This window comes from Bacillus sp. FSL E2-8900 (genome assembly GCF_037966225.1).
GTDB lineage: Bacteria > Bacillota > Bacilli > Bacillales > Bacillaceae_G > Bacillus_A > Bacillus_A cereus.
On sequence record NZ_CP150193.1, the window covers coordinates 1,510,884 to 1,532,328 of the forward strand.

Sequence of the window (21,445 nt, forward strand, 5' to 3'; positions counted from 1 at the left end):
TTTGTAAAAAGAATGAAAGGGATTTTTTATTTTTAATGAGAATATGCTGAAAATTTAGTATGATAGTAAAGTGAAACTGTAATCAATGGGTAGGTGTAACTCTCACTGGTTATGAACTCGCAAATAGCGGGGAAAAGTATATACATCTTGGATAAAGGGGAACAAGGGGATGACAAACATAGTACAGACAAACGGTATGAAAAAACTTGTTTGTTTTTATGAAGAGTGGCAAAAACACGGCGATGCAGAGAATAGTTTAAAGTTGTTTGAGGTAATTCAAAAATATAAACAAGAACAGCTTATGATAGCGTTCTGCGGTCACTTCTCTGCAGGGAAATCAACGATGATGAATCATTTATATAAAGCGCAGTTGTTACCGACAAGTCCAATTCCGACAAGCGCTAACGTTGTCAAAATTGAAAAAGGAATGGATCGTGTTGTTGTAACGGTTAAATCTGGAGAGCAGTACGAATATGACGGTGCATATTCAGCAGAAGAATTAAAACAAATTTGTAAAGACGGCGATGAAGTAATTGGTGTTCATATTTATCGAAACGACGCGCCAATTCCTGAAGGGGTTATGTTAGTTGATACACCAGGGATTGATTCAACAGATGATGCCCATAAATTAGCGACAGAGTCGACACTTCATCTGGCAGATGTCATTTTTTATATGATGGATTATAATCACGTCCAATCGGAAGTGAATTTACAATTTGTTAAAGAATTGAAACAACGTAATAAAACGGTTTATCTCGTTGTAAATCAAATAGATAAACATAAAGAAAATGAATTATCGTTTGAGAATTATAAAGATAGTGTAAAACAATCATTCTCTAACTGGGATATTGAAGTAGATGGTGTTTATTATACGTCATTACGAATGATGAACCATCCACATAATGAAATTAGAAGCTTAGAAGCGTTAATTACTTCTATTATGAAAGAAAAAGAGCAGTATGTAAGGACTGGAATGGAGCGAGAAACAGAATATTTAATGGGGGAACATTTCTCGTTTATTTTTTCTGAAAATGAAAAAGCTCTTTTGAAATATGAGGAAGAGTTAGCATCACCACTTTCTATTTCAGAGGTAGTTGAAAAGAAGGAAGAGTTAACGGAAGCGAAAAATCGTGAGGCAAGTAAAGAATCTCATGTGAGAAACGAATTTATAAAAGGTTTACAAGCTATATTAGATAACGCTTATTTAATGCCATTTGAAATGAGAGAATTGGCAAATGCATATTTAGAAACGAAATTAACAAAATTTAAGGTCGGTTTGCTATTTTCGAAAGGAAAGACGGAGCAAGAAAAACAAAGACGTGTAGAGGTGTTTTATTCTGCCCTTCAAAAAATTGTTGAAACGCAGCTTGATTTTCATGTGAAGGAATTTATTGTAGCCTTCTTAAAAGAAGAAGGATTGTTCACGGAGGAAGTTGGGAAAGACATATATGGGTTAGAAATTGCTTTCGGACCAGAAATGTTGGCCGAAGTAATTAAACAAGGTGCAGGTTTCACAGGTGATTACTTACTTCTTTATACAGCGGATGTAGCGAATGAACTGAAGAAACGTTATTTTATAAAAGCACAGCAAATTTTTGATAAAAGTGCGGTCGTTTTAAAGCAAAAGGTAAGGGAAGCAGTTGCTCGTATTGAAGAAGAGATTGAAACATATACGATGTTGCAAACGGCGAAAGAAACACAATTACAATACAGTAACAATTTGGAGGCATATGAAGACCATTTACGAAATGTTTGGCACGATCATGTTGCTACGCCTGAAGGGTTGCAAATAGATGAGATATTGCAAAGGGAAAAGCAAATTGTTAGTGAGAAATTTACACTACAAGAGCAGGAAATCGTAAACAATAACGTAGCGGTTCATGAAGAAGAGCTGAAAGGAACGGCGGCTTTAAATATTCAGCGGATATTAGAGAAAGTGAAAAAAGCTGAAACGATATTAGAGCCATTGCCTGCGCTGAAACATGTACAGCAAGAGGTAATAGAGAAAAGAAGACGTGTGGAAACAAAACAATTTACAGTAGCGTTATTCGGGGCATTTAGTGCTGGAAAATCATCATTTGCCAATGCCTTACTCGGTGAGAAAGTACTTCCTGTATCACCAAACCCGACGACGGCAACGATTAATCAAATTTTGCCGGTTACAGAGAAAAAACCACACGGAACAGTAATTGTTCAGTTTAAATCAAAGCAAGCGTTATTAGAAGATATGAAAGCTGTTTATAAGCTGTTTCATTATGAGATTGCTACGTTAGATGAAGCGTTAGCACAAATTGATAAAATTATGAAATATCCTTCACCAACTGGGAAGCAAAAAACAACATTTAGCTTTTTACGAGCGGTACAAAAAGGGTATGATGCAGTTTCTACTTATTTAGGAGAACAAGTACAAGTTACATTAGAAGAGTTCTCTGATTATGTAGCGAATGAAGAGAAATCATGCTTCGTTGAGTATATGGAACTTTATTATGATTGTGCTTTAACAAGGCAGGGAGTAGCGCTTGTAGACACACCTGGAGCGGATTCTATTAATGCTCGCCATACGGATGTTGCATTCCAGTATATTAAAAACGCAGATGCTATTTTATTTGTAACATATTATAACCATGTATTCTCTCGTGCTGACCGTGAATTTTTAATTCAGCTTGGTCGTGTAAAGGATACTTTTGCCCTTGATAAAATGTTCTTCTTAATTAATGCGGCGGATTTAGCAGAGTCTGAAGAAGAACTTGAAATGGTAAAAGGTTATATCGCAGATCAGCTGCTGCAATACGGTATTAGAAATCCGCGTTTATTTGCAATTTCAAGTTTATGTGCGCTTGAAGAGAAACAAGGAAAGAATGTTGAAAAAGAGAAGTATGGTATTTTACAAAACTCTGGGATTACGAAGTTTGAGGAATCATTTACGTCCTTTATGATGAGAGATTTAATGCTTGTTTCTGTGCATGCTCTATATGGTGCTTTGCAAGGGGCAGATCAGCTTTTAGTAAACATGATAAAGGGTGCAAAACAGGGGAATGAAGAGAAAGAGAAGCAAACGAAAAAATATGAAGCAGAGCGTGATCAACTACTTCATATCATTTCATCATATAGTGTACTTGCTGAAGAACAGGCGATGCAAAATGAAGTGAAAGAGTTGCTTTATTACGTGCAACAGCGTCTATTCCTACGCTATAACGATGTGTTTACTGAATTTATTAATCCGGCGTCACTTCGAACGGATGGAAATGTGAAAACACAATTGCAACAGTGTGTTATGGATTTAGTAGCATTTATTCAGCATGATTTATTGCAAGAAATGCGTGCGACATCATTACGCCTTGAAAAATGGATAGACGAAGCGATGAAGCGTGCAAAGGACGAAATTGTAGTGAACTGTAAAGTAGAAAATGAATCAATTTCTATGAATGGAACAGTGGAGTATGAATATAAAGATATTACACATAAAGAACCGTTCCCTTCAGTTGAAATAAAAGATTTCAAAAAAGCACTGGCACATTTTAAAAATGAGAAAAGCTTTTTTGAAAAGAATGACAAAGCTTTTATGCAAGAAGACGCTAAATCTGTATTAGAACCGTTCGTATCAAACTATGTAGCTGATGAAAAAGATTTATTTGTTCATCATTATAAGCAAGAGTGGGATATGAAGTGGAACTTATTCCAAAAAGTGATGCAGCAAGATGTGATGAACTATTATGAAAGTATATTGTTTGCATTGGCTGAAACGATTGATGTATCTCTATATGAACAAAGTAAAGAACAATTGCAAAAGCAGTTAGTAGAGATTGAAAAAGAAATTTATGTTATATAGTCGTTAGGAGAAAAAGATTCGTTCAATTTTCTTTTGCAGTACAGTATCTAAAGATTTTACAAATCCAGCAAATTCATCGGTAGAAATCATATGAGTAAGAACGAGTCGTCTGCCATCTGGTGTTTCACCGCATAAGACGAATGAAGAAAATTCATATGTTTTGTTTTCAACTACTAATTTTGGATAGGAATACGTGTCGCTTTTCTTCTTCTTTCCATCAATAGAGATGACGTTGCATTTTTTCTCATTGTTGTCCATGGTGAATCCCTCCTTTCTATTACTTATGGTAGACAAGGAGGGTTTAGAACAATAGAGAAGGGGGAATTTTTTATGTCTGTTGTAATAGAACGTATTCCAAAAGAGGCTATACCGAAGTCTTTATTGCTACTTGCTGATCCAAGTGAACGGCAAATAGCTACATATGTACAAAGAGGATTAACATACGTAGCTAAGCAGGGGGGGAGCGTTATCGGTGTATATGTTCTTTTGGAAACAAGGCCAAAGACGATGGAAATCATGAATATTGCGGTTGCAGAGCATTTACAAGGAAAAGGGATTGGGAAGAAGCTATTAAGGCATGCTGTAGAAACTGCTAAAGGATATGGTATGTCAAAACTTGAAGTTGGTACAGGCAATTCTAGTGTTTCACAACTTGCTTTATATCAAAAATGTGGATTTCGTATTTTTTCTATTGATTTTGATTACTTTTCGAAGCATTATGAAGAAGAGATTATTGAAAATGGGATTGTATGTCGTGATATGATCCGGCTTGCAATGGAATTGAATAAAAACGTATAACTATTTAGGGGGAAGAGAAGATGGAAGTACATAAAGCAATTACAGCACATTCTCGTAAACAAAATGAAAGTGTAAAAGCATGTTTACAATTAGATGCACAGCGTGAAGCAGCTATTGAAGCTGCCGTATCTCTTGCGTCAAATGGGAAAGAATTTTCGGTTGATGTCATTAATGTTGTAACGAAGCAAATTAATGATCTTGCAAAAAATGGTATTACCTTGCAGCGTAAATATGTTACAGAAGAAATGGTTATGGAGTATGTAAGTCGTTTGAAAGAGAAAGAAGGTCGTTAAAGATGATAGTTACAGTCGAATGGTTACGTGAGCATATAGAAGATGAGAATGTCCGTATAATCGATTGTCGTTTTGATTTAGCGAATCCTAATTGGGGTAGAGAAAAGTATGAAGAAGGACATATTCCTCATGCGTTATATTTTGATTTGAATTTAGATTTATCAAGTCCTATAGCAGAACATGGTGGCCGCCATCCTTTACCAAATATTGAGGAGTTTGCAGACAAGCTTTCGGAGGCTGGTATTGATGAACATACGACAGTAATTGCGTATGACAGTCAAGCCGGTGCAAATGCTGCTCGTTTATGGTGGTTATGTAACTATGTAGGACATGAGAAAGTATATATATTAGATGGTGGTTTCCCGGCTTGGAAAGAGAATGGACTACCGACAACAACGGAAATTCCTGTTGTTATACGAAAAACATTCAAAGCTAACATACAAGATCATATGCTTGTAACGATGGAAACGGTCAGAGAGAATATCCGTGCAGGTGCGGATGTTACATTAATTGATTCTAGAGAGCCAAAGCGTTATGCTGGTGTCGAGGAACTTGTCGATCATAAAGCAGGTCATATTCCGACAGCGGTAAACCATTTTTGGAAGGATGGAATGTTGCAATCAGGACAATTTAAGAATGGAGCTGGGCAACAAGAACGCTTCCAAAATCTTTCGAAAGATAAGGAAACAATTGTATATTGTGGTTCTGGTGTTACAGCGTGCCCAAATATCGTTGCATTAAAATTAGCTGGATTCCAAAATGTAAAATTGTATGCAGGTAGCTGGAGTGATTGGATTTCTTATCCAGAAAATCAAATTGCAAAAGAAGAAGATTAATCACTTGCATGCAAAAATAATTTGTATTAAAATAAGGTCACAAGCAAGAGATTGCTCGAAAAACTTTGTATTTTACACATTAGAAACAATGTGATAATATAACGACAAGTAAATAATACATCCTGCGGTGTGCGTAACTTATTTATGTCTAAAACCGATGTTAGTTATACGGAAGCTCAATATTTAGCGACCATCATCAAGCCTTCTTTGTGGAGGAAGATGTACGGTAACTGTGAGGGCATCCACCTGCGAGTAGCGGGTTTTTGGACATTTACGAGGAGCGGCACGTGCGGGGGTCTTATTTCAACTAACCTTATATAAAATTCCTACGGTGTACGTAGCTTATGCATGTCTTAAACCAATAAGTTTAATATGGAAGTTCAATATTTAAATGTAGCTAACATGCCATCTTTTTAAGAAGGAAGTTACAAACATTTGTGAGAGCATCCACCTGTGAGAGCAGGTTTATGGACATCTAGAGAGAACGGCATATGTGGGGCTATATAAAAACCTTACGTTTTATACGTAAGGTTTTTTTGTTGCATAGATATATCAATATTATCTTGATTCACCTGTGAAGTTTCCGTAATAAATGTAGCACTTTCTGTCTTCATCAATCTCTCTTGAATCTAAGGAGAACTCCATAGACATGCCGTCTCGCTGAATATATATAATATCTGAATGAAGAGATGGTAAAATTTCTTCATAGTTCCATACATCTTGACTATCTACTATGTTTGAACTCGTTTCACTTAGTTCTCTAATTTCAAAACCGATGTAGGAGTATGTAGGGTCTGAAGGGTCATTTGTGAAAACTTCTTTTTGAATATAAATAACTCCTGTTCCGTCTGGATCAACCGAAGTTGCAGTAACAACATAAGTATTTTTCTCTTTAATAAAATATTCACAAGTCATGCGTGCGATAATTTCAGAATTAGAAATATTGGCGTAGTTCCATAAAGCAGGATACCCTTTCGTTTCATCATTAAGTCGATATTCTAAGCGCATTTAATCCCTCTTCTTCCTTTTTCTTCTACTTTATCATGCCATCCTATATAATAGGAATAGAATTTAAAAAGGGGAGTGCGAAGGTGACAAAAACGAAATGGCTAGTAGGTGGTGTCGTAACGTCTTTAATGACTGGCACTTTATTTGGTTGCGCACAAGATCTTCCCCCAAAACCGAATGATAATAGTTGTTCTGATTGGGATTGGGATGATGAACTTGGGGTATGGCAGTGTGATGATAGTAGTTCAGGTTATCGTGGGCATTACTTCTATGGTGGACGATACTATCAAAATAAATCCACTTTTAAAAATTCATCGGCGTTTAAATCGTATCAATCGTCTGCTGAATTTAAAGGTGGAATTGGAAGCGGTTCAAAGGGAGGATTTGGGGGCTAAAATATGTCGCAATACATAAGGGATAGAAAAGAATTTTATTTAAAATATCCGAATTTTTGGTCGGATTTATATGAATGTGAGTATAGTTTGTTTCATGTTTTTTCTATAACAAATCAGACTTTGGAACAAGTACACTTAGCGACTGAACGAATGGGTAAAATATTTTTTAAGACTGCTAGACTTTTGCGAAATTTAAGTGACGAACAGCTTCTTGAGCTTGGTTTTCCTCCTGCGAGCTTATCATTCATTAGAATGAAAGGGCTTTATCCTGAATCTGTAATTTCGCGATTTGATTTTGCCGTAACAGAGGATAACCAAATCAAAATGCTTGAGTTTAATAGTGATACACCAACTTTTATTATGGAATGCTTTCAAATGAATGGGAAAGTATGTGGAAATCTAGGCTATGATGATCCAAACTCGGATCAAGAACGATTGCTATCTTCTGGTGTAACGAAAGCAGTAATGGAAGCGACAAAGGGATTAGATAATCCAAATGTTGTTTTTACAGCACATCATGAACATATCGAGGATTGGAATACCACTATGTATTTAAGTCAGCTATGCCATGTTGAAAATAAAGTAGTGCCAATGTCAGAACTTAGAATTACAAAGGATGCTCTAGTCGATAAAGATGGGGCGAAGATTGATGTTTTATATCGCCAAACATATCCGATAGAAGATTTAATTGAGGATCAAGATCCTGAAACAGGAGATTTGGTAGGTGTGGAATTGTTACAACTTGTAAAAGCCGGAAAGCTTTTTATAATAAATCCTTTGTCAGCATTTTTACTTCAGCCAAAATCAATTCAGTGTCTTATTTGGGGGTTAGCAGAAGAAGAGGCCTTTTATACAAATGAGGAACAACAGTGGATTAAAGAATATATGTTACCTACATATTTAGAACCAGATTTATTTTTAGGAAAAGGTTCTTTCGTTCAAAAACCTTCATTTGGGAGAGAAGGAGATACAATTACGATTCGCGATAAAGACGAAAATATTATGCTTCAAAATGCACACCAAACATATAAAGCGTCACTGCCGATATTTCAAAAGTATATCGAACTGCCAGTCGTATCCTTGGAAACAGAAAAAGGGATCGAGAAACTGTCATATGTGTTTGGTTCGTTTTTAATTGCTGGAAAAGCGAGTAGTATCGGTATTCGTGCGGGAGAAAAGATTACAGGAAATGAATCGTACTATTTACCGGTAGGTATAAAAAGGAGGGGAAAAAATGATTAATTTTTTATTATATTTAGTAGTAACACTCGGCCTTTTATGTATAGGTCTGTTCTTGATGGAAGTGACAACGAAAGTAAAGGAATTTAAGTTAATGGCCCAAGGAAATAAGGCGGTAAGCTATGTGCTTGGAGGACGATTACTTGGGTTAGCTGTTGTTTTATATTCGACAGCAGCTAATTCAATTTCACTTCTTGATATGATTTCGTGGGGAGCAGTTGGGATTTTGGCTCAAATTATCGTCTTTTATTTAGCTGAGTGGCTTACACCACGCTTTAATATAAACAAAAGTCTCGAAGAAGATAATCAAGCAGTCGGTCTTTTTCTTATGTTTTTATCAATTTCAATTGGGATTGTAATTGCTGGTTGTATAACTTATTAAAAACTTTACGTTTAAACGTAAAGTTTTTTATTTTATCCCGTAAAAGCCCGATTGGTGAGGGCTGATTAAAGTTTCACTTTATATATGTTAGTTTGCCATACCTTTTGAAAAAATTATAGGCTACGGTTGACATCTATTTTAAATAAGAGTAACATTTTCAATGTAATGAAAATAAGTCTCTGTTAGGTGAGGCTCCTGTATAGAGAAATGCTACTGCCCAAAAATGTCGAGAGACGCCAATGGGTCAACAGGAATGATCGAATTAAGGTTTTTCTTAACGTAGCTGGTAATGTACCTATGCTATACAGTGCTAAAACTCGGTGAGGGAGAGGTCCGTAGATTTCTAATTATATTAGAAATCGTTTATTTGTGTATGTAATGGCCGCTACTCTCTTAAGGGTAGGGGCCTTTTTTGTTACCAAGCTATGAGTAATTTCATAGTATAAACTATAAAATTAAACGAGGAGGTGAGGAGCATGTCAAATTCTGACTCGGTTCCGTTACCCATATACTTCAAATCAAAAATATATGATGTAGGCAGGAAACGATTTGTTCCTCCCTCTATATTTATCATAATGTAGCGTTTATAAAACGCGAGACACTTTCACAGTAAAGTGGATAAATTGAGAAACAAAGCGTTTCTTCCTATGTTGTAAAGGAGGAGACGATAATATGTTATATGCAAACAAAACTGTGGGTAACACGTCATATAAACTAAGTAAAAAATCAATAAAAGAACAAACAATGCTCCAAAAAAATAAAGATTTATTAATTGAAATTGCAACAAGAGATGTAAAATCTGTATTTGCATATTTTAAAACAACAAGAGACGGACTATCAATGAAAGAGGCACAAAAACGTATTCAAGTATATGGCCGAAATGAACTAACTTCAAAAAGAGTACTTCTCGCAGAAGTAATGATGAAGCTTGGTGGCATGATTCCAGGTTTTTCAAAACAACGTGTGTGTGATGAATTACAACGTGAAACGATTACTGTATCTAGAGTAGAATGTTCTAGTAGTACAGGGCTAAATAGTGAACTGAAAATGATGGAGATACCAGTGCAAGAACTTGTACCTGGAGATATAATTTTTCTTTCGGCTGGAGATGCTGTGCCGGCTGATGTACGTATTATTTATGCAGATGATTTATTAGTGAATGAGTCTGTGTTAACGGGAAACGAAGCGAATATAGAGAAGTTTGAAAGCTGCTATCACCTTGAACGTAAACGATTTATTCCATTAAAACGGATGAAAGATTATAATCCACTTGAGCTTGAAAATGTATGTTTTAAAGGTTCACATATCGTTAGTGGAAATGCAAAGGCTGTCGTTGTTTCTACTGGAAAAAATACGTATTCAGGCATATTGCATACTTGTTGTAGTAGAACGTCTTAATGTGTTAATGGTGCTAAATATACAAAAACAATGTATAATAGACAAAGTTGAGCAAAAACGTAGAATGGTAATCTATTTATATAACCTTACGTGATAACGTAAGGTTATTATTTTTTTAATAGGAGAGGAATTATGAAAAAAGTATTATTAGTTGATGGTATGGCACTATTATTTCGTGCTTTTTACGCAACAAGTGTCTACGGACAATTTATGAAACGACAAGATGGAACCCCTACGAACGGGATTCATGGTTATATGAAACACTTATTAACAGCTACGCAAGCGATCGAACCAACACATATCGTTACATGCTGGGATATGGGAAGTACGACATTTAGAACAGAATCGTTCTCGAATTATAAAGCAAATCGTGCAGCGCCACCAGAAGAATTAATTCCTCAATTCGATTTAGTGCAAGAAATGACTGCGAAATTATCCATTCCAGTTATCGGTATGAAAGGCTACGAAGCGGATGATTGTATCGGTACGCTTGCAAAACAATACTGCAATGAAGCTGAAGTTTATATTTTAACAGGTGATACGGACTTACTTCAACTTGTTGATAAGAACGTTACAGTTATGCTTCTGCGTAAAGGAATTGGAAATTACGAATATTACACACCGGAGAAAATCATGGAAGAAAAAGGTGTAGAGCCGTGGCAAATCGTCCATGCAAAAGCTTTCATGGGAGATACAAGTGATAATTATCCAGGTGTAAAAGGTATCGGTGAAAAAACAGCGTATAAGCTTATTCAAGAGCACGGAACAGTATCAGCTGTACTAGAAAATGTAGAATCATTAACAAAAGCGCAGCGTACGAAGATTGAAAGTGATTTAGAGAACTTAAATATTTCGTTACAATTAGCCGAAATTCACTGTGAAGTTCCAATTTCATGTTCACTAGAAGAAGGGTTACACACAATGGATGAAGAAAAACTTAGATTTGTTTGTGAAGAAATGAATTGGGGAAGACCTGAAATATTAATAAATATGCTATAAATAGTTTGGAAAGAGGGATGTTGCATAAGTCGAACTTTGACTTGATGACACCTTCTTTTTGTTTTTGTAAACAGTATGATAGTAAATAAAATTATGTCGAACTCAATTTTAAATATATAAATGTTTCGACAAGATATAATGATAAAAGTTGATGAAAATAGTAACTTTTATAATGAAGTGAATTAATTTTAACATAGTTTTATATAATCACTTTTTTGTGTTCACAAAGTTGTCAGAAAATAAATGGAATTTTCATATGAAGTTCAAATAGAATTCACAACAATCAATTATTATAAGAACACACAGATAATTCTTTATCTTTTATATAAATCATCCCCCAAGGAGGACAATGAAAATGAGAAAAAAAGTGAGAAAATCTTTTAAACAATTATTAATTGAAAATAAACAATCACTATTAAATAATAAAGAAAATATGAAAGAAATTGAAGAGAGAATTGAGAAACGACATGTAGCATATAGTGGTGCTAGTAATTAAATAAAATAAAAAAGATAGCCTATGCAGGCTATCTTTTTTATTTTATATTGAAAAAACGCTATTCATCTCTTTAATTTATGTAAATTTGCAAGATATTTTTATAGCGTTTTTCTATCAATATTACTCATTTTTCGAGGTTGAAATTGGTATATACCAATTTTTGAGATTCGCTATTCATAATATTACAAAAAATGTTACAATACACTCAAATTTATACTATAAAATCATTTTAATATGAAAAATTGGAATGAAAAGAAAGGAGAGGAATATGAATAAAGATGTCGCTTTGAAATGATTATTATCATTTCATTAGGAGTTGATGTAAAACGATGAAGAGATACGAAGAATTGGACTCTATAAGAGGGATTTCTTCATTAGTAGTAATGATTGGTCATCATTTAATGATTTTTTCAGCATTTCAAAATTACAGTTATGAAGATAATAAACCATTTGTTGTGTATCTATTAAAAGAAACGCCTGCTCGTCTAATTTTTAGTAGTGGTAATGAATCTGTTATTATCTTTTTTGTTTTGAGCGGATTTGTTTTGTATGAATCTATTCAAAAAAACTATAGTAGCTATGGATCATACCTTTTAAAACGTATATGCAGAATATATATTCCTTATATTGTGGCAATAATTATAGCTATTATATGCCAGGCTACAATTAGTGAAAATGGTATTTCTTATTTAAGTGAATGGTTTAATCGCTCATGGACGATTGAAAGCTCTTCAAGCTTAATCGCACAACATATTTTATTGGTTGGGAAATATAATACAGATGCATATAACGGTGTGATTTGGTCACTTGTCCATGAAATGCGAATATCAATAATTTTTCCGTTAATTTTGATGATTTGCTTACGAAAAACGTTGAGGTGTTCATTACTATTATTGTTTAGTTTTAGTATATGTTCTGTAGTAATATTATTTTTGTTTCGCTCGGGCTTAACATTAACAAGCTATGCATTAACATTGCATTACACGGTGCTGTTTTTACTAGGAGCACTAGTTGCGAAGTATAAAAATAATTTAATAGTTTTTTATAGTAATTGTACTAAAAACACGAAAATTGCATGGTTTTTATTTGCGAGTTTACTTTTTATGTATGAAGGGCTTATTGGAGAAATGAAAGTGCTCAATAATTTTATATTTCGAGACTACGTAGTGGCGATAAGTGCAAGTCTATTTGTCATATTAAGCTTGTCAATATCAACTTTGTCGTCCTTGCTACGCAATAAATACTTGTTATATTTGGGGAAGATTTCTTACAGTCTTTATTTATACCATATTATATCGTTGTTTTCCCTTATATACATGCTCCATGAAATATTACCGTTGCCTATTATTTTAATTTTTTCACTTGTTTTTTCGTTTATACTTGCAATGCTTTCGTATGTATACGTAGAAAAGTTTGCATTCGGAGTTGGAAAGTATGTAACAAAACAAGTGGATAGAAGAGAGAAAGGGTTATCTGTAAAGAGTGAATTGCAGGATGTTATTCAGAAAAGGGCGGTGAAATAATTGAAGCAAGAAATGAGTATAAAAGATTTTCAACAATTATTGAAAAGAAGATTCGTAACGATTATTTTAACGATGTGTTGTTTAACCGCTTCTTTAGTTCTTATCTCTATGTATGTTTTAAAGCCGTCATATCAATATTCAACGCAAATTCTTGTTGGGAATTTAGATGAATTTAATAAGGAAAATTCAACAAATAAAACACAAGAGAATAAGCAACTAGTAACATCGTATGTTGATATTTTAAAAAGCCCATTAATTATTTCAACAGTCAAAAAAACTTTGAAATTAGAGCAATCAAGTCATGAATTAGCACAAAAAATCTCGGTTGTGAATACGGACAACTCACAAATTGTAACTGTTACAGTAAAAGATTCCAATCCGAAAATCGTGAAAGACATTGTAAAGACATTGGCAGAGCAATCACAACAAAGTTTTCAACAGTACACAAATGTACAAGGTGTGAAAGTGTTGACGGATCCTCAGTTACAGGAACAGGCTGAAAAATTGTTTCCTAAATTTCAACTGATCATTCCTATTTCTTTAATTGTTAGTTTTTTTGTTGGGATAGGTTTAGCTGTATTTCGAGATTATTTTGATGAACGTATATACACGGAACAAGATTTAGAGAAAATAACAACAGTCTCTGTTATTGGTCACATAAATATGAAACCGAATAGAAAAAAGAAATCTACAGATGTTGATAAACAATCATCTATATATCGAGGTGAACATGTCGATGTTTAGGACAAAGGAACAGCTGCAATTCGATCTACATGATGATCTGATGAAAGAGCAGTTTTATACGGTGTATCACGAGCTGAAAAAATCTGGGAAACAACTGTTCACAGTTAGTTCAACGAAGGACAGAGGGGTTGTTGCCTCGCTTATAGTAAATATGAGTCTAGTGTTTGCGGAAATGAAGAAAAAGGTGTTACTTATTGATGTGAATTTTTCTGACCCTAAATTACATGTATTATTACAAAGTGATCACATGATAACAGTAAACGATATAATAAGCTCTTCCCCCTGCAATTATGAATCTTTTTCTAGTAATTTGTCTAAATACTTATATTGTATTCCTGCAAAAAAAACAGTACACACAGGGACGCCCTTAGTTGCTATGGATGAATTTGATAATGCGATTGCTAAGTGGAAAGAAGATTTTGATTACATTTTCGTTTATTCTTCTGAAGTATTTGAACTTCCTGCTACGCACATAATTGCAGGGAAATGCGATGGGGTGGTTTTAGCAGTTAAAAAGCGAAAAGATTCACTACGTACAGTGCAAAAAGTAATAGCGGATATAAATAGGAAAGAATGTGAATTAATAGGTATAATTTTATATTCTTGAATGTGGGGGTAACGATCCATGATTCGTGAAACAAATCAAGCCAAGTTGTATACGATTCCGGCTCAAGAAAAGCCTAGCATATTGAATCGAAGTGTAAAACGCTTGTTTGATATTATATTTTCAATCATATTGTTACTATTAACAATACCAATTATGTTGTTCTTTTGTATTATGATTACCTTAGAAACATCAGGGGCTCCAATATACTTTCAAGAACGTTTAGGTATAAACGGGAAGAAGTTTAATGTATTTAAATTAAGGTCGATGGTAAAGGATGCTGAAATGAACGGACCACAATGGGCAAAAGAACATGATCAAAGAATTACAAAAGTTGGATTGTTTATAAGAAAAACGAGAATTGATGAATTACCGCAACTTTTAAATATTTTAAGAGGAGATATGTCTTTTGTAGGCCCTAGACCAGAGAGAGAGTTTTTTTATAATGAGTTTGATGCGTATATTCCAGAGTTTAAGGAACGTTTAATAGTAAAACCAGGATTAACAGGATGGGCACAAATAAATGGAGGGTATAATCTTGATCCAAAGGAAAAGTTGAGGCTGGACATGGAGTATATTGAAATGAAAACATTTCGGATGGACATCCGTATTTTATGTAAAACCGTTTTAATTGTATTGAACGGTAATGGTGCAAGATAAATATATATGTAAACAAACAACATATGTAAGTAGGTTACTTGCAAAGGAGAACTTGTATGGGTAGATCTATTCTAAACAATATTATCCATCTATTTTATAGTACGATTTTAGCTAACCTTCTTCAGGCCGTCAGTTTAATTGTTTTAGCAAACTTTTTTAACGCACAACATTATGGGATGTTTAGTGTTGCCATAGCAGTGACGTTTGTTATGTTATTCTTTACAGACTTAGGACTTAGTAATACGTTTCTTCGAGAAGGGGCAAAGGATGGAGCAGATTTAGAGCAGATTTTATCATCGTATATAAAAATAAGGATGATTCTACTTATTTTTATTTCTATCATCGGTTATATTGCTATTCATTATATGTATGCGGATAAAAATTTAATTTATATGATGATAAACGTAATGTTTTTCATGTTAATAGGATTAACTTGGCAAAACATAGGGATTGCCTATTTTCAACTGACGGAACTTATGAAGTATATAGCGCTCATAAAAGTTGTATCAGCATCAGTTGTCATTATAATTACATGTTTTTGTATTTTCGGAGAGTTACCGGTGTATGTAACAGCTCGCTTATATGCTTTTGGGTATATGATCGGTGGTTTATTCAGTATATATATCATGAGAAGAAAGACGAAAATGAATATGAAAGTCGTAATTCATAAAGCGTTATTTTGGCAATTAACTCCCTTTATTATTAGCGGTTTTTTAATAATGAGTACGCCACAATTAGCGCCTATCTTGCTTAACTATACATTGCCATTAAGTATGGTAGGTATTTTTGCAGTGGCGTACCGGATGCCGGCAGCTTTATATCAAGTACCAGGGGTAATTGCAGGTGCATTTTTTCCGGTGCTCTTTAAGCATTATAACCAGAATAATATAGAAGAGCATACGAAATTAAATTTGCTTCAAATTAAATCAATGGCGATTGTAGGAATATGTATGACGATCGGTTTATATCATTTAGCACCATACTTTATTTCTATATTTTTTCATGAAGAATGGAGCAATGCAGTAGAACCACTCCAAATATTATCATTTCTTATTGTGCTACAAAGTTTAAATATTGCCATTGCTGACGGTTTAACGACGAGTGGATGTCAAAATAAGAGGACTGTTGTGCAGTGTGTAGCATTGGTGATAGGTGGGGTTATGCTTTATAGCTTTAGTAGTCTTGGTGGAGTGATAGGAGCGGCATACGCTATGGTTTTATTTGAAATAGTCGCTTTAGTGGGATATATAGCGGTAAGTGTAGTGAAGAAAAAAATTATATTCCAAATTGTAATACCGTATACACTTTATTTTGGTGTAACCTTTATTGGAGTGCAATATATATTGCATACATATCATTTAATTGCGCTTGTTCTTAATATACTAATTGTAGTAGCTGCCATATTCCTATATGATTATGAGCTAAAAAAACTTCTTCTTTCTTTTATAAGAAAAATACGCAAAAAGGATTATATTACGAAACAGGGGATATAGCCTATGGAAAATAATATGAAAGTATCAATGGGATGGATTATTCTTCTAATATTATTTGTCATGTTAAGTAAATACAATTTATATATTGGATTTTCATTGAAAATATATATGATTTTTTTAGTCATATATTTTTGTTTAACAATTAAAGACTTTCATATTCAAAAGTTATATTTTCATGAAGTTATATTTTTACTGTTTTATTTCATTTATTGTTTAAGCGGAATTCTTTCTATGTATTTAAATGCTAGTATTCGTATGATTTTTGGCGTGCTACTCGTTTTAGGATGCTATTTTATAATGAGAAATTTATTGGGGAATACTGAAATAGTGGTACTTGAATCATCTATTGCTTATGTAGGAATAGTATTTAATGTTGTAAGTCTACTACTCTATATAATCGGTTTACAATACTTTAGTTTATACGGTGGAGAAGAGAGAGAAATTTTTGCTGGATTATTAGTTGATAGAGGATATCCACGGTTAATTGGATTGCTAGATGATCCTAACATTTTTATTTTCTATAATACAATATTTTTTATGTACTATATGACGAATTTGCAAAATATCACTAACATCTTAGGGTTAATTTTATGTGTTACGACGAGTCTATTAACCTTTTCAAGAGGGGGAATATTAGCGCTTGTGCTTGTCATTTTTGTATATATATGTATGTCTAGTTTCGCTAAAAAAATAAAAATAATTATGAGTTTAGTATTGTTTAGTGTAGTTATTTTTAGTTTATCGAATAGTGTAATGGGGGGCCAATTAGATGACATATTAAATAAACGAATTTCTGATTTTTCCCATGATAATGGAAGTGGTAGATTTACATTATGGGAAGCTGCTTTTAAATATTATTTATCCAATCCATATATCGGAATCGGTGCGTTTAACTTCTCGAATTATTATGAGTATCAATTTAATGAAAAATTATATGTACACAATACATTTTTAGAAATTTTGTCTGAGTCGGGTACAATTGGTTTTCTTCTATATAGTGCGTTTTTATTCATATTAATGTTTAAGTTAGCGCAGCATACTTTGTTTCGTGAAAAACCATATCTTCTATTGACTATGATTGCATTTTTATTTCAGATGATGTCATTGTCACTCATTATTAACGAAGCGTTCTTTTTATTTTTAGCAGTTGTTGTGAAGTATATTTCAATATATGAAGGAAGGGGAAAGATAGATGGTAAAATGTCTATCAGCACATAATAAGCCGCCTTATGTTTCTGTAATAACACCTTCTTATAATAGTATACGATTTATAGGTGAGACAATTTTATCTGTACAGAATCAATCGTATGAAAACTGGGAAATGATTATCGTTGATGACGGTTCAACCGACCAATCTGCGGAAAAAATTAAAGAGATAATAGAAGGAGACTCACGGATTAGGTTATTATCATTAAAAGAAAATGTTGGTGCTGCTAAAGCTCGGAATTTAGCGATCCAAGAGGCAAGAGGAAGGTACATTGCCTTTTTAGATAGTGATGATATATGGTTGCCGCATAAATTAAAGACACAATTGTTATTTATGGAAGAAATGAATATTGCTTTTTCATATGCGTCGTATAGTTTAATTGATGAAAATGGTAATGAACTAAATCGCGAAGTGAGTGTACCAAAATCTGTTGACTATCATTATTTAGTAGGAAATACAATTATCGGGTGTTTAACAGTGATGATTGATCGTGAAAAAATTCCGTATGTAGAAATGCCTAGTATACAGCCGGAAGATACAGCGTTATGGCTGAACTTATTACATGAAGGGTATGAAGCAAAAGGGATACAGCAAGTGTTAGCAAAATATAGAATTGTTACAAATTCTGTTTCTAGAAATAAAATTAGAGCAGCTTTCCGGTATTGGAAATTGTTAAGGGAACAAGAACGACTGAATTCGGTGCAAATTTTTTACTATTTTAGTAAGTATGCTTATCATGCTTATAAAAAAAATAAAATTAATGTAGTTGGGAAGACGCAATTATGAATATACTGTTGATGACAGATAAATTGATAACTGGCGGAGCCGAGAGCTATTTCTGTAAATTGGAAAGTAATTTGCGTTATGATGATTTTAAGATTTATACAGCTGCAGGTGATGGAGAACTATATGAATCTCTTACTAGAAAAGAAAATTTTATATTAATTAGTCGATGGAATCATTTGAGAAATATTTATTATTTACGAAACGAAATTTGTAAACGAAAGATAGAACTTATTCATGCAAATAGTTTGCGAATGGTATTATATGCTTTTCTACTTCAAAAGTTTATTAAAAAAAAGATAAAGATTGTTTATACGAAACATAATGTAACGATATTAGAAAAGAAAATGCCAACTCTTTTTCGTTATTTCATGAATAAATATGTGAACAATATTATTACAGTAAGTGAGTTTGAAAAGAATAATTTAATTTCAATTCATGTAGCAGAAGAAAAAATAAATACAATTTATAATGGTGTCGATATCGAAAAGTTTTTATTCCAGCAGAAAAAGAAAGAATCTACATATAAAATAGGGATATTAGCTAGATTATCTAAAGAGAAAAATCATCAACTATTTATAAAGATTGCAAATGTGTTGAAAAAAAGAGATGACTTTTTGTTTTATATTGCTGGTGATGGACCAGAGAAAGAATCGATTATGAAAGAAATAGAAAAATATGGATTACAACAGAGTGTAAAGATGTTAGGAAATATTTCAGAGCCGTATGAGTTTATAGGGAATATGGATGCCTTACTTTTATTATCTTTTCGTGAAGTGTTTCCAATGGTAGTAATTGAAGCGATGGCTACAGGGACACCAATTGTTTCAATAGATGTTGGCGGAATACATGAAGCGGTAATAGATGGAGAATCAGGTGTTTTAATATCTGAATATTGCGAATCTGAATTCGCAAGTGCACTTGAAGAACTACAAGGGGATGAACAAAGGGTAAATGATATTAGATTAAAAGCACGAGAGAAAGCAGTGAGGTATTTCTCGTTAGCTAAAATGATAGAAGAAACGAAAAATATATATGAGTTAAACAAATGACCGGGTAGGTCGTTTGTTTTTTTAATTATAGAAACTTTTAAGAGAGAACTCACATATTATATGAAAAAAGGTAATATGAGGAGTGAATTTATTTTGTCAGAATATATTTCTTCCCAAGAAGATTGTGCGCCAGAAAGTAGCGTTCACATTGATTGTTTTGGCGCAGTTCCAAACTCGGGAAATGATAGCTCATTAGCAATTCAGCAAGCTATTGATTATTGTGTAGCGAATCGAATTTCGACGGTTAGAATTACAGGGGTAAATACGTACAAAATTGTAAAGCCGATTGTTATTAAATCAAACGTAAGATTAGAGTTAGATCCTACCGTAACGCTGCAAATTGATGGGGATTTTAATGCATTTGAGCTACAAAGTAACGCTTCGATAGTTGGTGGTACTATTCAAGTTATAAATCCGTTGTTTCAATCGGCTGTCATTTATGTTTCTGGTTCACAACAAATCGAAGTACCTAATCAATCTGTTATATCAAATATAAATATAATAAATACAACTCCATCGTATAAAGGAAAAGCTATACATTTTTATTGTCAAAAGGCATGGGATTATATTAGTTTCTTTCAAGTCAAATTTATTCAAATTAAAAACTTTCAAACTGCAATATATTTGAAAACAGAGTATATAGATGATATCAATACACCTTGCTGGATTAATGCCAATGTATTTCAATCAATATTTATTGATGGATGTGTGTATGGGATTGAAGTAGATGGAAATAGTGATTTGCCAAATGAAAGTTCAGGAAATACGTTTCATGATATTCAAGTGCAATGTAGACAACAAACGAAAAAAGCAATTCGTTGCTCAGGTGCGTATAATACATTTGATTGTATGATTTGGGATACGTACCGGATGAGTAGTGAACAAATTGTCATTGAATTTTCTTCTAATTCACATCGTAACTACCTTTTTTCAAATTTACTTTCTACAACTATTGTAGATAAAGGACAATACAATGTTTGTAAGTCTACCTATGAAGAATCCCTACGAGTTCAGTTACCGATTACGTTAAATAAACCACATTTAATAGGGAATCAAGATGATATATTAGTAAATGCTCAGCAGAAATATAATGTTAAGCAAGTAAGTGGGAAAGTACCGTACGGTGGAAATCTCGTAAATTGCTTTAATTTAATAGATGAACAAAGTGTGAACTATATTGACGTTCCAGATAGTAATCCAGTTGTAATTGAACTGGATTTTACGAAAAAACCAATACAAATGTTAAATTGTTTTGGAATGTATTTTGGTTGGGGAGAGAGCCCAAAGAAAATTAAAATTGAATATGCATTAAGCGCAACTGGAAGTTGGGTTATTGCGTTGGATGTTCCATTAAATGTTGGCGATACAATTATTTCGAATATGAAGGCGAGTCAGTTATATAAAGTTAGAATTACATTAAGTGGTTATTCTCAAGATCATAAACGTTTTCGAATTAATCGTATTTTTGCAAGATCTTCTATGGAAAATGGGAATGCTTGGTTAGCGACAACTGGCGGAAGAATGTTTGGAGATATTGAAATAGAGGCAAGTAAAGGTATAATCATGAAGACTGCTAGTGGAGTGAAATGGAAAGTTACTATTAATGAAGCTGGCCAACTTATTACGACTAAAATAACTTGAGATGGTGTTTAATTGTATATCCTTGGACGAGTTACAACGTAGTGGGATATAGGTAATGAAAAAGA

The 21,445-nt window shown here is 33.4% G+C and carries 21 protein-coding genes, 2 other RNA genes and 1 riboswitch; of the genes, 21 read left to right on the plus strand and 2 right to left on the minus strand.

Features of this window, described 5'->3' with window-relative positions:
- Positions 1-169: 169 nt before the first annotated feature.
- The gene (locus NST90_RS07900; protein WP_088867701.1) at positions 170-3,829 is read left to right on the plus strand and encodes a dynamin family protein; all 3,660 of its coding nucleotides are present in this window, start codon (positions 170-172) and stop codon (positions 3,827-3,829) included.
- A gap of 3 nt (positions 3,830-3,832) precedes the next feature.
- Here NST90_RS07900 and NST90_RS07905 read toward each other — a convergent pair whose 3' ends face one another.
- Positions 3,833-4,087, minus strand: coding sequence for a DUF3931 domain-containing protein (locus NST90_RS07905; RefSeq protein ID WP_000369740.1), 255 nt, complete (start codon positions 4,085-4,087; stop codon positions 3,833-3,835).
- Positions 4,088-4,159: 72 nt separating this feature from the next.
- Between NST90_RS07905 and NST90_RS07910 the strand changes: the two genes are divergently transcribed.
- From NST90_RS07910 to ssrS (NST90_RS07930), 5 genes are all read left to right on the plus strand, one after another.
- Positions 4,160-4,627 carry a GNAT family N-acetyltransferase gene (locus NST90_RS07910; RefSeq protein ID WP_000117689.1) on the plus strand — a complete coding sequence of 156 codons (468 nt, stop codon included), beginning with the start codon at positions 4,160-4,162 and terminating at the stop codon, positions 4,625-4,627.
- Positions 4,628-4,647: 20 nt separating this feature from the next.
- Positions 4,648-4,920 (plus strand): YpbS family protein, encoded by a 273-nt coding sequence (locus NST90_RS07915; RefSeq protein WP_000451814.1) that lies wholly within the window; start codon positions 4,648-4,650, stop codon positions 4,918-4,920.
- Positions 4,921-4,922: 2 nt separating this feature from the next.
- Positions 4,923-5,756: a sulfurtransferase gene (locus NST90_RS07920; RefSeq protein ID WP_000637559.1), complete on the plus strand. Its 834-nt coding sequence runs from the start codon at positions 4,923-4,925 to the stop codon at positions 5,754-5,756.
- Positions 5,757-5,872: 116 nt separating this feature from the next.
- Positions 5,873-6,055: non-coding RNA, 6S RNA (ssrS, locus tag NST90_RS07925), on the plus strand.
- A 21-nt stretch (positions 6,056-6,076) separates the two neighbouring features.
- Positions 6,077-6,260: non-coding RNA, 6S RNA (ssrS, locus tag NST90_RS07930), on the plus strand.
- Between the two features lie 54 nt (positions 6,261-6,314).
- Here the strand turns inward: ssrS (NST90_RS07930) and NST90_RS07935 are convergent.
- Positions 6,315-6,764, minus strand: coding sequence for a hypothetical protein (locus NST90_RS07935; RefSeq protein ID WP_088867702.1), 450 nt, complete (start codon positions 6,762-6,764; stop codon positions 6,315-6,317).
- Positions 6,765-6,847: 83 nt separating this feature from the next.
- On the opposite strand from NST90_RS07935, the gene NST90_RS07940 reads away from it, so the two are divergent.
- The 15 genes from NST90_RS07940 (at position 6,848) to NST90_RS08010 (ending at position 21,380) form a co-directional block, all read left to right on the plus strand.
- The gene (locus NST90_RS07940) at positions 6,848-7,159 is read left to right on the plus strand and encodes a hypothetical protein (protein WP_000169030.1); all 312 of its coding nucleotides are present in this window, start codon (positions 6,848-6,850) and stop codon (positions 7,157-7,159) included.
- A gap of 3 nt (positions 7,160-7,162) precedes the next feature.
- Positions 7,163-8,401, plus strand: coding sequence for a glutathionylspermidine synthase family protein (locus tag NST90_RS07945; RefSeq protein WP_000084947.1), 1,239 nt, complete (start codon positions 7,163-7,165; stop codon positions 8,399-8,401).
- On the plus strand, positions 8,394-8,780 hold the full coding sequence (locus NST90_RS07950; RefSeq protein WP_000606868.1) for a DUF350 domain-containing protein: 387 nt from the start codon (positions 8,394-8,396) through the stop codon (positions 8,778-8,780). The genes NST90_RS07945 and NST90_RS07950 overlap by 8 nt, the downstream gene beginning before the upstream one ends.
- Before the next feature lie 171 nt (positions 8,781-8,951).
- Positions 8,952-9,115, plus strand: a riboswitch (M-box (ykoK) riboswitch).
- Between the two features lie 337 nt (positions 9,116-9,452).
- On the plus strand, positions 9,453-10,178 hold the full coding sequence (locus NST90_RS07955) for a cation-transporting P-type ATPase (protein ID WP_000964955.1): 726 nt from the start codon (positions 9,453-9,455) through the stop codon (positions 10,176-10,178).
- Between the two features lie 132 nt (positions 10,179-10,310).
- The gene (locus NST90_RS07960) at positions 10,311-11,177 is read left to right on the plus strand and encodes a 5'-3' exonuclease (protein ID WP_000757067.1); all 867 of its coding nucleotides are present in this window, start codon (positions 10,311-10,313) and stop codon (positions 11,175-11,177) included.
- 355 nt (positions 11,178-11,532) lie between these two features.
- Positions 11,533-11,673 (plus strand): FbpB family small basic protein, encoded by a 141-nt coding sequence (locus NST90_RS07965; RefSeq protein WP_001228048.1) that lies wholly within the window; start codon positions 11,533-11,535, stop codon positions 11,671-11,673.
- A 329-nt stretch (positions 11,674-12,002) separates the two neighbouring features.
- Positions 12,003-13,196 (plus strand): acyltransferase, encoded by a 1,194-nt coding sequence (locus NST90_RS07970; RefSeq protein WP_065223993.1) that lies wholly within the window; start codon positions 12,003-12,005, stop codon positions 13,194-13,196.
- Complete coding sequence (locus tag NST90_RS07975; RefSeq protein ID WP_088867704.1) at positions 13,197-13,940, plus strand: Wzz/FepE/Etk N-terminal domain-containing protein; 744 nt, start codon at positions 13,197-13,199, stop codon at positions 13,938-13,940.
- Positions 13,927-14,547, plus strand: coding sequence for a CpsD/CapB family tyrosine-protein kinase (locus NST90_RS07980; protein ID WP_141557652.1), 621 nt, complete (start codon positions 13,927-13,929; stop codon positions 14,545-14,547). The genes NST90_RS07975 and NST90_RS07980 overlap by 14 nt, the downstream gene beginning before the upstream one ends.
- 18 nt (positions 14,548-14,565) lie before the next feature.
- Entirely contained in the window at positions 14,566-15,204 is a 639-nt protein-coding gene (locus NST90_RS07985; protein ID WP_000617648.1) for a sugar transferase, read from the plus strand.
- A gap of 56 nt (positions 15,205-15,260) precedes the next feature.
- Positions 15,261-16,697: an oligosaccharide flippase family protein gene (locus NST90_RS07990; protein WP_141557653.1), complete on the plus strand. Its 1,437-nt coding sequence runs from the start codon at positions 15,261-15,263 to the stop codon at positions 16,695-16,697.
- Between the two features lie 3 nt (positions 16,698-16,700).
- On the plus strand, positions 16,701-17,915 hold the full coding sequence (locus NST90_RS07995) for an O-antigen ligase family protein (RefSeq protein WP_000429870.1): 1,215 nt from the start codon (positions 16,701-16,703) through the stop codon (positions 17,913-17,915).
- Positions 17,890-18,690, plus strand: coding sequence for a glycosyltransferase (locus tag NST90_RS08000; protein ID WP_046945504.1), 801 nt, complete (start codon positions 17,890-17,892; stop codon positions 18,688-18,690). Before NST90_RS07995 ends, NST90_RS08000 begins: the two co-directional genes overlap by 26 nt.
- Positions 18,687-19,739, plus strand: a complete 1,053-nt coding sequence (locus NST90_RS08005) for a glycosyltransferase family 4 protein (protein ID WP_098954982.1) — start codon at positions 18,687-18,689, stop codon at positions 19,737-19,739. Before NST90_RS08000 ends, NST90_RS08005 begins: the two co-directional genes overlap by 4 nt.
- A gap of 93 nt (positions 19,740-19,832) precedes the next feature.
- Complete coding sequence (locus tag NST90_RS08010) at positions 19,833-21,380, plus strand: hypothetical protein (protein ID WP_044307300.1); 1,548 nt, start codon at positions 19,833-19,835, stop codon at positions 21,378-21,380.
- Positions 21,381-21,445: the final 65 nt, after the last annotated feature.